Source organism: Pseudoalteromonas sp. McH1-42, from assembly GCF_022347845.1.
GTDB classification, from domain to species: Bacteria; Pseudomonadota; Gammaproteobacteria; order Enterobacterales; family Alteromonadaceae; genus Pseudoalteromonas; species Pseudoalteromonas rubra_D.
On record NZ_JAKRFU010000004.1, the window covers coordinates 81,015 to 92,653 of the forward strand.

Annotated in this window: 10 protein-coding genes; 2 read left to right on the forward strand and 8 right to left on the reverse strand. The window is 46.4% G+C overall.

Features of this window, described 5'->3' with window-relative positions; translation table 11 throughout:
• The first annotated feature begins 105 nt into the window (after nt 1-105).
• Both MHN31_RS04755 and arsJ read left to right on the forward strand, forming a co-directional pair.
• On the forward strand, nt 106-1,119 hold the full coding sequence (locus MHN31_RS04755) for an ArsJ-associated glyceraldehyde-3-phosphate dehydrogenase (protein WP_194867871.1): 1,014 nt from the start codon (nt 106-108) through the stop codon (nt 1,117-1,119).
• Nucleotides 1,120-1,123: 4 nt separating this feature from the next.
• Nucleotides 1,124-2,323 carry an organoarsenical effux MFS transporter ArsJ gene (arsJ, locus tag MHN31_RS04760; protein WP_239443589.1) on the forward strand — a complete coding sequence of 400 codons (1,200 nt, stop codon included), beginning with the start codon at nt 1,124-1,126 and terminating at the stop codon, nt 2,321-2,323.
• Between the two features lie 72 nt (nt 2,324-2,395).
• Here the strand turns inward: arsJ and MHN31_RS04765 are convergent, their stop codons facing one another.
• The 8 genes from MHN31_RS04765 to MHN31_RS04800 all read right to left on the reverse strand — a co-directional run bounded on the left by MHN31_RS04765 (nt 2,396) and on the right by MHN31_RS04800 (nt 11,577).
• The gene (locus tag MHN31_RS04765; RefSeq protein WP_239443590.1) at nt 2,396-4,375 is read right to left on the reverse strand and encodes a methyl-accepting chemotaxis protein; all 1,980 of its coding nucleotides are present in this window, start codon (nt 4,373-4,375) and stop codon (nt 2,396-2,398) included.
• Nucleotides 4,376-4,828: 453 nt separating this feature from the next.
• Nucleotides 4,829-5,746 (reverse strand): tRNA 2-thiocytidine(32) synthetase TtcA, encoded by a 918-nt coding sequence (ttcA, locus tag MHN31_RS04770; protein WP_239443591.1) that lies wholly within the window; start codon nt 5,744-5,746, stop codon nt 4,829-4,831.
• Between the two features lie 150 nt (nt 5,747-5,896).
• Entirely contained in the window at nt 5,897-6,820 is a 924-nt protein-coding gene (gene uspE / locus MHN31_RS04775; protein ID WP_125561406.1) for a universal stress protein UspE, read from the reverse strand.
• A 100-nt stretch (nt 6,821-6,920) separates the two neighbouring features.
• Nucleotides 6,921-7,649: an FNR family transcription factor gene (locus tag MHN31_RS04780; protein ID WP_125561404.1), complete on the reverse strand. Its 729-nt coding sequence runs from the start codon at nt 7,647-7,649 to the stop codon at nt 6,921-6,923.
• A 227-nt stretch (nt 7,650-7,876) separates the two neighbouring features.
• Nucleotides 7,877-8,548, reverse strand: coding sequence for a sulfite exporter TauE/SafE family protein (locus MHN31_RS04785; RefSeq protein WP_239443592.1), 672 nt, complete (start codon nt 8,546-8,548; stop codon nt 7,877-7,879).
• The gene (ccoS, locus tag MHN31_RS04790) at nt 8,526-8,708 is read right to left on the reverse strand and encodes a cbb3-type cytochrome oxidase assembly protein CcoS (protein WP_049865783.1); all 183 of its coding nucleotides are present in this window, start codon (nt 8,706-8,708) and stop codon (nt 8,526-8,528) included. Before ccoS ends, MHN31_RS04785 begins: the two co-directional genes overlap by 23 nt.
• Complete coding sequence (locus MHN31_RS04795; RefSeq protein WP_239443593.1) at nt 8,705-11,080, reverse strand: heavy metal translocating P-type ATPase; 2,376 nt, start codon at nt 11,078-11,080, stop codon at nt 8,705-8,707. The genes ccoS and MHN31_RS04795 overlap by 4 nt, the downstream gene beginning before the upstream one ends.
• A 5-nt stretch (nt 11,081-11,085) precedes the next feature.
• Entirely contained in the window at nt 11,086-11,577 is a 492-nt protein-coding gene (locus MHN31_RS04800) for a FixH family protein (protein WP_125561398.1), read from the reverse strand.
• Nucleotides 11,578-11,639 lie beyond the last annotated feature (62 nt).

The following is an 11,639-nucleotide window of genomic DNA, read 5'->3' on the forward strand; positions in this document are numbered from 1 at the left end:
TACGGAAAAACATATATAATATATTTCGCATATTTGGTTTGGAGGGTGAAGGCTTGTCCTGAAACGCTTCAGAGTAGCTCCGGTGTAATTAAAAAGGTAATTCACATGACAATCAAAGTAGGTATCAATGGATTTGGACGCATGGGCAGATTGACCATGCGGGCATTATGGCAATCGGCAGACATAGAAATTGTAAACATTAACGACCCGGGCGGTGATGCGCATACACTGGCGCACCTGATGAACTTTGACTCAGTGCATGGTAAGTGGCAATTCGAAGCGCAAGCCAGTGATGCAGGCACTATGGTGATTGCAGATAAACACATTACCGTAACGCAGCAAAAACAGATCGAAAGCATTGACTGGTCTGGTTGTGATTTGGTCATTGAAGCCAGTGGCAAGATGAAAACCAAAGAGAAGCTGGCGGGTTACTTTGCGCAGGGTGTCAAACAGGTCGTGGTAACAGCGCCGGTAAAAGAAGAGGGTGTACTGAATGTTGTGATGGGCGTCAACCAGCAGCTATTCGAGGCTGAGTCTCACCCCATAGTGACGGCTGCATCGTGCACCACTAACTGTCTTGCACCTGTTGTTAAAGTGTTGCAGGACAACATTGGTATTAAACATGGGTCAATGACCACAATTCACGACATCACTAATACTCAGACCATTATTGATGCGCCACATAAAGATCTGCGCAGAGCCCGTGCTTGTGGCACAAGCTTAATTCCTACTACGACCGGATCGGCGACCGCTATTACTCATATATTTCCGGAACTGAAAGGGAAGCTGAATGGTCACGCGGTGCGCGTGCCGCTGACGAATGCGTCGATCACCGACTGTGTATTCGAAGTAAATCGCGAAACAACCGTCGAAGAAATCAATGGCTGGATGGAGCAGGCTGCACAGGGAGAGCTAGCTGGCATTTTGGGTTATGAAACTCGCCCTTTGGTGTCCATCGACTATAAAACGGACCCGCGCAGCGCTATTATTGATGCTCTGTCTACTATGGTCGTAAATGGGACTCAGGTTAAGCTTTACGTTTGGTATGACAATGAGTGGGGCTATGCTAATCGCACCGCTGATCTTGTGCGCTACGTGATTGCTCAGCGTTGGGGGTAAAAGCGTGTTGCAGCAGTTATCAGCGCCAATAAAGCAGTACCTGGTAATTACAGGTAATTACTGGTCGTTTACCCTGACCGACGGTGCACTGAGAATGCTGGTGGTGCTCTACTTCCATCAGCTAGGTTACAGTCCGCTCGCCATTGCTTCTTTATTTTTGCTTTATGAGGTCTTTGGCGTAGTGACCAACCTGGTTGGAGGCTGGTTGGGTGCCAGAATGGGCCTGAACAAAACCATGAATGTCGGCCTGTTTTTGCAAATTGTCGCGCTGCTGATGCTGGCCGTGGACCCACAGTGGTTAAGTATTGCCTATGTTATGGTTGCGCAGGCTCTATCAGGCATTGCTAAAGACCTTAATAAGATGAGCGCTAAAAGCGCCATTAAGTTGCTGGTGCCTAAAGAGCAGGATGGTGTCTTGTTTAAGTGGGTTGCAATCCTGACCGGCTCGAAGAACGCACTCAAAGGGGTTGGCTTCTTTATGGGGGGCTTGCTGCTGACCCAGCTAGGGTTCCAGGGGGCATTGTGGTTTATGAGTGCGATGCTACTGTTAACCTGGTTGCTCAGCCTGGTACTGCTGAAGCAAGATTTGGGCAAGAAGAAGCATAAGCCTAAATTTTCAGAGATGTTTTCGACCAGCAAACAGGTCAACTGGTTATCGGGTGCAAGACTGTTTTTGTTTGCCTCCAGAGATGTTTGGTTCGTAGTGGCATTGCCGGTTTATCTGGCCAGTGTATTCGGCTGGGATCACTGGTGGGTTGGCGGGTTTATGGCTTGCTGGGTCATAGCGTATGGGCTGGTTCAGGCAAATGCGCCTAAATTGTTGGGCAAGCGGCGCTCTAATACCCAACAGGCATTTATCTGGGTGGCTACGCTTTGCTTGCTGCCTGCGCTTATTGCATTGGCGTTGTGGTATGAGTGGTATATTCAGATTTCCATTATTGCGGGTCTGTTGATATTTGGTGCAGTATTCGCCGTGAATTCTTCTTTGCACAGTTTTTTGATAGTGCACTTTGCGGATGAAGATGGCGTATCGATGGATGTCGGATTTTACTATATGGCCAACGCCATGGGGCGCTTGGCAGGCACTGTTTTATCAGGGCTTGCATACCAGTACGGTGGCCTGATTAGTTGTTTGTTGATTTCCAGCGTTTTGCTTGTGTTAGCGACAGTACTTACCTACGGATTGCAACGCCATACCAGATGATAAACTCTCCAAAATAGCGTAAGCCAACTGACTCTAACCAGTTGGCTTACGCTGTAAGCAATGGAATGCTATTTATGGCAGCTTGAAGCTGGCCGTAATTTGTTTAAGCTTTCTCGATTGTTTGTCCAGATCCAGACTTGCACTGGCTACCTGATCGGCCCCAGCTGCATTATCTAGTGCGGCTTGTTTAATGGCATCAATGTTGTAGCTGATCTCTTCGGTCGTCGAGGTCTGTTGCTGCGCTTCTTGCGCAATGCGTTTTGCACTTACTGAGATCTCCTGGATCTGTGTGACGCTTTTTTGCAAGCTTTGGGCACTCTCATTCGTAGCTGAGATAGAGGCCTGTGCGACTTCGGAAGATTGATGCATTTTATCAACGGCTTGTGTGGTTGCGTTTTGCAGCTCAAGGATCATGGTTTCAATATCGCCAGTAGATTGCTGAGTTTTGTGCGCCAGCTGGCGTACTTCGTCTGCAACGACAGCGAAGCCCCGGCCGTGTTCACCGGCACGAGCGGCTTCGATGGCGGCGTTTAATGCAAGCAAGTTTGTTTGCTCGGTAATTGCCTGTATCACTTCTATGACCTTGCCGATATTCTGAGCGCCAGATTCTACATTCTTAATTGCACGCTCAGAGTCATTGATCACTTGATCCAAAGTGCTCATTTTTGAAACGCATTGCGCCAAAGTATGACTGGCTGCGTCTGTACTTTCTTCTGCTCTGACACTGAGTAGGGCAACCTGATTAGCGCTGCCTGCAACGCTTTCAATGGATTGAGCTGTAGCACTGATAGCGAGCGCAACTTGCTCAATATTCGCATGTTGCTCTTGTAAGCTGGTATTGGCTTGTTCGCTGGCTGCACTGGTCTGACTGGCTGTGACAGCAAGTTGAGAGGTCGTCTCACTGATAGTCCCAATCACGCCCGTGAGATAACTGGTCATTTGTCGCATCGCGCCATACACACCCGTAACATTGGTATCCTTACTGAAATCCTGGCGCAAGTCACCTGAGGCGATACGTTCACTGATATCACGCATCATACTGGGCTCCCCGCCGAGTGGACGTAACACGGAATTGGCTATTAACCAGGTAGCAATGCTGATTGCGATAATTGCAATTCCGCCAATTATCGCAATAAACCAATATAACTGATAAATCGGAGCAAATGCTTCAGCTTTATCAATCTCACTCAATAACACCCAGTTCAGATTTTCGAACTTAAAGGGCATATAGGCAGACAAGACGGGGTTACCGTTGTAATCAATGATCAGTTCAGTTTCTGAAAACCCCTGTAAACCGCGCCTGACCGCGTAGGTATCGACGCCGTTTCGGGCAACTGACCCTGCAAAGCTCGCTGTCACACTGTGTGCAGTGGGGTCGAGATATGAATCAGAGCGCATTCTTAAATCTGAGCCAACCAGATAAGACTCGCCGGTTTTCCCCATACCATCGCGTTGTTGCATGATATCGTTGATAGTATCAATGGCAATTTGCAAAGCAATAATAGAGTGGGTCCGTCCGTTAATCTGGATCGGAACACCTATAAAGGCGGCTGGCTCATTATTGCTGGGGGCGTATCGCTGGTAGTCAGTAATAAAAAACTGTTTGCCATTGAGTGCATTGCGAAATAACTGTGCAAGCCCGGAATCGCGATAGGGCCCGGATCTCAGGTTGGTCTTATAATCGCTCTCCTGTGCGACGGTGTAACCAATGAAGCCGTCAGTGTCTATAATGAACAAGTCATAAAACCCTTTCTGTTCAATAAAGTGTTTAAACAAAGCATGGTTTTTATGCGCTAATTGAGCTGTAGTCGAATGTACTTCAGTACTGGCGATTTGTTGCCATTGTGCGGCAATCAGACTTAGGTCTGCCTTGCGTGCCTGAAAGTAATCGTCAATTTGGCGATGTTTAATATGTTTGATCGAGGTCAACTGATTATAAGCTTGACGTTCCAACGCATCGGATGCGGTCATTAAGGATGTGATTGCCATAAATGCGGCGGGCAGTAAGCCAACCAGCAAGAAGGAAATCAACAAACGTAGTTTGGTGGACATGGAGTACCTGACTTTGGGTTGTTTTGCTAATTGCAATTAAAAATGATTATCATCACACATTGTAAACAAAAATCCCTTTAGTGGGAACTCTGATGGGCAAAAAGTTAAAAAAAAGAAACTAAATTCTTATTTTTGTTTCTGCACTTTGCTGTTTACTTCGTTTTGTGTGTGGTTATGTGGCTGGGATCTGCATTGCCGGATCCGGATGCTGGCGCATCCGGAACACTTAATACCTATTTCACTTAGTACCTGTTCAATTTGAAGGAGTAAATATGGCGCTAACGGCGTAAAAAATTGTCATTTAGAACCTTATACCTTAAACATAGGTTCACAAATTTTAGCCTCGCCTATAGGGATGTAGGTGCCTCAGCGATAGCAGGACGCGGGAGCGGTGCTATCGACCCTATTTTCTCGCCTCAAAATGGAACACTAAATTAAGCAAATTGGCATGATTTAGCTAAGCTCAATAGCCTGGATCTGAACGACTGATTCGTCCTCATCCTGTGCCGTGCTTTGTGGCGCGTCAGGGAACTGTGGTTTATCGAGCGCAATGTCTCCGCCATCAATGATGTCGTCTTTTTGTAAACCCTGGAAATCAAACAGAGCATGATCGGCAAGATGAGAAGGAACAACATTTTGCATAGCCGTAAAAATACTTTCAACTCTGCCTGGATGAGAGTTATTCCACTCGTTGAGCATCGCTTTGACATGCTTACGCTGCAGGTTTTCTTGTGAGCCACATAAATTACAGGGAATGATGGGGAAAGCCTGGCTTTGCGCATACTGTGCGATATCCGCTTCTTTACAATAGGCCAGAGGACGTATCACCATATGCTGACCATCATCACTCATTAGCTTGGGAGGCATGCCTTTTAACTTGCCACCGTAAAACATGTTGAGGAACATGGTTTCAATCATATCGTCTCTGTGATGCCCCAATGCGATTTTGGTCGCTCCCATTTCCTTTGCCGTGCGGTACAAGATACCACGGCGCAGTCGTGAACACAGCGAGCAGGTGGTTTTACCCTCTGGGATCTTATCTTTTACGATTGAATAGGTGTCTTCTTCAACAATCTTATACTCAATGCCAAGGGTATCCAGATATTCGGGTAAGATATGCTCAGGGAACCCAGGTTGCTTCTGATCCAGGTTAATGGCGAATACATCGAACTTAATAGGGGCAACACGTTGAAGGTGCTGTAGCACGTCCAGCAGGGTATAACTATCTTTACCGCCAGACAGACAAACCATGACGCGGTCACCCTCTTCGATCATATTAAAATCGCCAACAGCCTGACCGGCCAGCCTTCTTAAGCGTTTTTGCAACTTGTTAAGGCTATATGCTTGCTTTGCTTCTTGTGAGTGAGACACTCGCCCCCCTATGTAAAAATGACGGCAAAAATAAATAAGGGCGCATTATACCGACAGACCAGTAAACTGCAATATTAGCAGTGTGAATACACGCAGGCATAGAGGGAGAGGGGACCGGCACTTGACTCCGTGCCGATCTGAGTGATTGATTTATTGTGCGAGTGGGCTTGTGTAACCATCCGGTTTCAGTGCCAGGACGTCACAGTCCAGGCTGTCAATTACGTGTTCTGCGGTATTACCTACGAGTGCTGCACTGAGACCCGTTCGTCCGACGGTACCGATCACAACCAGTTCGGTATTTTTCTCTTTCGCGATATGGGGGATCACATCCTCAGGAAGCCCCTCTTTTATCACACACTGCGAGTCGCTCAATCCAAAACGTTTTGCCAGCGCCCAGGTTTCCTCTTCGTGATGCTTTTTAACAGCCTCATTATATTGAGACGGATTAAATTCAGGTATCTCAATGGCAATATTCACTGGGGTTGCGGGGTAGGTGTTGACCAGGCTTAAAGAGGCGTTAGCCAGGTCACATAAGAACTGTGCATCTTTGATTATACGGTGGTTGAGCGCCTGATGTTGCTCGTCATCACTCACTGCATTGACCGCTGCAAGTATTTCACCTTTTTCTGGCCAGGCATGATCTTTGACCAGTAACACAGGAGCCGGGCATTTTCTGATCAGGTGCCAGTCTGTTGGTGTGAAAATGACAGACTTAAGTGTATCATGTTGATGGGTGGCTTTAATAACGAGATCAAACTCGTGCTCGAGTACCGTTTTGATGATGGCTTCATAGGGCCGGTTATGCCACACCACTTTGGTCTCTATATCAATATTTTGATAGCCACTGGTGAGCTCTGAGATCCAGGCCTCGCGATCTTTAATCACGGCTTCTCTCATCGCTTCACGCTCTTCTCGCGATAACATCGTCGTCATCTCATAAGAGAAGTCATAAATTGATAAAAAGGCGGTGATTTTGGCACCTGTTTTTTGCGCCAGACTGATAGAACGATCCAGGCTGTTCTGTTGCTGTTTGGTCGGGTCTATGACAGTGAGAATGCGTTTGATTTGTTCCATAATGGACTCCTTAATCTTGCACGGACGATTTCAACTCTGTTTACAGTGTAATCGAAATCGTCTCGGGATAAAGAAAAAGTGAGCCGTAAATTGCCTCAGATCAAAGAGAAATTGCTGCGGCTTTCGCCAGTTCATCAATATCCAGAATCGTGATGAATTTGCCCTCAACTTTGATGATCTCTGCCTTTTGGAAGCGACTTAACAGTCGGCTAATGGTTTCAACGGTCAGTCCAAGGTAATTACCAATTTCGCCTCGTGTCATGGTGAAACGGAACTCTTTGCGAGAGAAACCACGCTCGCCGAAACGATTAGACAGGTTGTAGATGAAGGTTGCAAGGCGCTCTTCAGCGGTTTTTTTGTTGAGCAACAGCAGCATTTCTTGATCATAGTTGATCTCGCTGCTCATTAACCGCATGATTTGTTGTCTGAGTTTTGGCAGTTTGCCAGCCAGCTCATCTAGAGTGTCAAAGGGGATTTCACACACCATGGAGGTTTCCAGAGCTTGTGCAAAACTCTGATGCTGCATCTTATTGATGGCATCAAAACCCACTAAGTCACCAGCCAGGTGGAATCCTGTAATTTGTTCGTCACCCTGTTCTGAAATAGTGTAGGATTTAAACGACCCGGAGCGTACAGCAAAAATTGAGTTGAGTTCGCTACCGGACTCGAACAAAAAGTCCCCTTTGTGAAGGGGTTTTTTACGCTCGATGATTTCATCCAGCTTGTCCATTTCGTTACCATTTAGAGAAAAGGGCAGGCACAGTTGGCTGATACTGCAGTTATTGCAGCTGATAGTACATTGACTTTTTGAACGATTACTTAAATCCATAACAAATCCGTTATCTATGACGCACGTTAATGATATTCTATTAGATGTGGTCATATTTTAATACTTGAACTTTGCGATATCTGGTGCCCAGATATACCATCTATTAGTCGGGGTTTTGGTTCTAAACATTGAAGAACCAAACCGCATCTTGATCATTTTAGGTCAAAAAACTCCCATTCTCCGACCAGCATAGATGACTCTCATCTAATAGTATTACTGGCTCTAGATTAATGTACTAGTTTATCCGTTGCAATGATTAGTAGATAAAAGCCATACCAAATAAAAATATTGCCTAACGCAATCCGTGTCGCTTTATGATTTAAAAACATGCTGAGCATTTGAGCGGATTGTCCCACCGCTAGCATGGCCGGAAAAGTGCCAAGTGCAAAGGCCGCCATGATGAGTGCGCCACTTAAACTGCTGTTTGCTTGCAGGCTCCAGGTCAGGGCAGAATAAACTAGCCCACAAGGGAGCCAGCCCCATAGTGCACCATAAGCTAATGCTTTGGTTTTTCTGTCTATCGGGAGTAAATACTTGTTGAGCCTAACAAGGCGTTGCCAAAGCAGCCATTTACCAGCTTTTTCCAGCCAGTTAAGGGTGGCAGCCAGGCGCATGACATAAATACCAACCAGCAGCATAAAAATACCGCTAAGTACATTCAGCGTATTTGCAAATAACGTGCTTTGCTTGGCAAATGCAGCACCTAGCCCTGCAACCAGTGCTCCGGCCACCATGTAGCTACCTAGTCTTCCCAGGTTGTATAGTAGTGCCGTCACAAAGGGCGACTGTTTGGTCTGGGCGAGTTGCAGGCTTGATGCAATTCCACCGCACATGACTAAACAATGGCCGCTACCAACCAGGCCCATGATAAAGGCGCTAAATAGACTTATCTCGGTCATTACTTTTGTTGTGTTGCTCTTTATCGTCTTCGAACAGAATGCTGTGGCCTTGCTTATTCAGATCAGAAAACTGCTCACTTTTGACGGCCCAAAAAAAGACCCCGATTGCGATGATGACAAATAAAATCGCGATGGGAATAAGGATATAAATAATACTCATAGTTTCAGTAACCTCAAAGAGTTAGTGATCACCAGAATCGAGCTCGCAGACATTCCTATGACAGCCACCCAAGGGGGCACTAATCCCATCGCAGCGAGCGGCAAGATTGAACCATTATAACAAAGTGACAAAGCGAGGTTTTGTTTTATCACTGTTTTGGTTTTTTTAGCGACCTGATGCAGTGTTTGCAATGACTTAAGATCGCTGTTTAGGAGCACTACATCGGCGGTATTTTTCGAAATATCAGCGCCGGTTTCCATCGCGATAGATAAGTGTGCGCTGTTAAATACCGGGCTATCATTTACACCATCGCCAACCATGCCAACAATATGCTGCTGTGCGGACCAGGATTCGACTTGTTGCTGCTTATCTTGTGGCGAGCAAGCATTTTTATAAGTATCTAACCCCAGTTCCAAAGCCAGGTCTTTTACAGCATTTGAGCTATCACCGCTAAGTAGGTGGCAGCTCAGGCCCTGGCCCTGGGCATAATGAATTATCTCAGGCGCGCTATGTCGAACTTTATCTGCCAGGTAGAAATCAGCGACTGGCTGGCCATCCACAAACAAAGTTGCTTGAGCAAAAGAGCTGTGATTGCCAAACCAGGCGGATTTACCGATAGCGACAGGTTGTTGATTAAATAGCGCCTTTACACCGCTCCCCGTGACGACTTCAACGTCACTTAGCTGCCTTGGAGACACTAGCTGTTCGGTAAATGCTTTCGCGATTGGATGCTCGGAATAACGCTCCAGAGCAACGGCCAGCGCCATTACACCGGACTCCTGCCAGCTTTTGTCAAGTATGCTGATGGATTCGATAGAGAAACGCCCTTCGGTGAGGGTACCGGTTTTGTCAAACGCCATTCTAGTCAGCTTAGGCACAGTTTCGAGTACATGGCTTTCTTTGATTAGGATCCCTTTACGGGTAAGCGTTGCGACGGCACATGTGAGTGCTGTCGGAATTGCCAAACTGAGTGCACATGGGCAAGTTGCAACTAACACAGAAATGGTCACCCAAAATGCATGGGGTGGGTCTATTTGGTACCAGGCAACCGCAGTAATAGAGGCGAAAATCAATAGGCAGGCGACAAACCACTGCGCCACTTTATCTGTGACTTCGACGATTTTGGGGCGCTTTGTCAGAGCGTTGTGTTGCAGCTTAATGATTTGATTAAGTAGTGTATTTTGACCTACTTTGTTGATTTCAATGGTGATCACGCCATCATGATTGATGGTGCCGGCATAGACCTGATGAGTTTGGTATTTTTTCACGGGTAAGTGTTCACCCGTCATCATAGATTCGTCAACGGTTGTAGAGCCTGAGATTAATACGCCATCGGCCGGGATGGTTTCACCGGGCTTGATCATAATCTGATCGCTCAGTTGCAAGCTTTTCGCAGCAACGATTTTTTGCTCGCCATCGGGCAGTAATTTACGCGCGGTCAGCGGTAACAGTTTTTGCAAGTTAGCAGTAAATTCACTGGCCTTCAGCCTGGCCCGAAACTCCAGATATTTACCGAGTAAAAGCAAAAAGGTGAACATACAAATGGATTCAAAGTAGACTTCTCCCACAGACATCACTGTGGCATAGCAGCTTGCAGCGTATGCACCAAAGATGGCCAGTGAGACGGGAAGATCCATATTAAGCTGTTTAGCTTTGAGCCCTTTAATGGCATTGGTCAAAAATGGCATGGCCGAGTAGAGGATCACCGGAGAGGCTAAAAATAAACTGATCCATCGAAAATACTGCTCGAAATTGTCTTCCATGCCGGAAAACATGCCAAAGTACATGGCAAACGCAAACATCATGACTTGCATGGTCATGAGGCCTGCAACACCTAGCCGGCGTAAATAGGCTTTAGCGACGGTTTGCTTTTGTGCGGCTTCATCGTCGGCCTGAAAAGGGTAGGCCTTGTAGCCAATTTGATGCAGTGATTTAATAATCTCGCTCAGTTTACACTGCTGTGGGTGCCACAAGATCATGGCTCTGTGCGTTGATGTGTTGACGTCAACCCGTGCAACACCTTTCAGTCCAAGTAATTGTTTTTCAATTAACCAGGCGCATGCGGCACAGCTAATACCTTCAACACTGAGTAATACTTCCTGCAGCTCGCCTTGCTGACTGACAAAGTCTTGCTGAATTTCAGCATTGTCATAACTCAACAGCTCTTTTAATTGTTCCGGGACCAGCTCTTCGACTTTGCCCGCACTGTCGGTTCGAAATTTATAATAGTCGCTCATGCCCTGAGCTAGAATGGTTTCGGCGACCGCCTGACAGCCAGTGCAGCAGACAGGCTGCGGCTGGCCTTCAAATTTTACGTGAGCAGAAAACCCCGGCGGTACGGGCTCCAGACAATGAAAACAACTGGTTGTCATAGTGTCTACTTATATTCTGGGGAAATGGCGACTTTCTGAGTGGTGGGTAATTGCAGTTTTTCTTTGAGCTTCCAGCTTTGGTCCATAGGTTCCAGAAAAACAGTAAACGCGCCACGATGTGGCTCATCCAGAATGGCGGTGAATTCACCAGCAGCATTAGCAAGCAGGGTCACTTCAAAGTCATACTTCTTGACTGTGCGGTGGTAAAAAGATGCCTTCAATGCATTTACTTTACTGTGATCACCTTTGGTGAACGTAAAGCTTATTCTTTCTTCAGTGACATCAAGATCACCATGTAAATACAAAGCTTTAGCTTTATCGAACTTGCTGAGTTCAAGGTTAATGGCTTTACCTTTTTTATAGTAGTCGTCGACCACCATGTCGGGACCATTACCGACGGCAAAAATCACTAAAAAAACGCAGGCAATAATGGTAACCAGCGGAAAAAACATTAAAAACCAAGGCCAAAAATTCTTATACCAGGGAGTAGGGTTCATAACGACTCAACAGCTTAATTTCAGTGGCAATATTCTATCTTATTTGGGGTTAAATACCTAAA

Coding starts and splice junctions, on each gene's coding strand:
- MHN31_RS04755 (WP_194867871.1), top strand. CDS start 106: ATGACAATCAAAGTAGGTATCAATGGATTTGGACGCATGGGCAGATTG.
- MHN31_RS04765 (WP_239443590.1), bottom strand. CDS start 4,375: ATGTCCACCAAACTACGTTTGTTGATTTCCTTCTTGCTGGTTGGCTTA.
- uspE (WP_125561406.1), bottom strand. CDS start 6,820: ATGGAACAAATCAAACGCATTCTCACTGTCATAGACCCGACCAAACAG.
- MHN31_RS04780 (WP_125561404.1), bottom strand. CDS start 7,649: ATGGATTTAAGTAATCGTTCAAAAAGTCAATGTACTATCAGCTGCAAT.
- MHN31_RS04785 (WP_239443592.1), bottom strand. CDS start 8,548: ATGACCGAGATAAGTCTATTTAGCGCCTTTATCATGGGCCTGGTTGGT.
- ccoS (WP_049865783.1), bottom strand. CDS start 8,708: ATGAGTATTATTTATATCCTTATTCCCATCGCGATTTTATTTGTCATC.
- MHN31_RS04795 (WP_239443593.1), bottom strand. CDS start 11,080: ATGACAACCAGTTGTTTTCATTGTCTGGAGCCCGTACCGCCGGGGTTT.
- MHN31_RS04800 (WP_125561398.1), bottom strand. CDS start 11,577: ATGAACCCTACTCCCTGGTATAAGAATTTTTGGCCTTGGTTTTTAATG.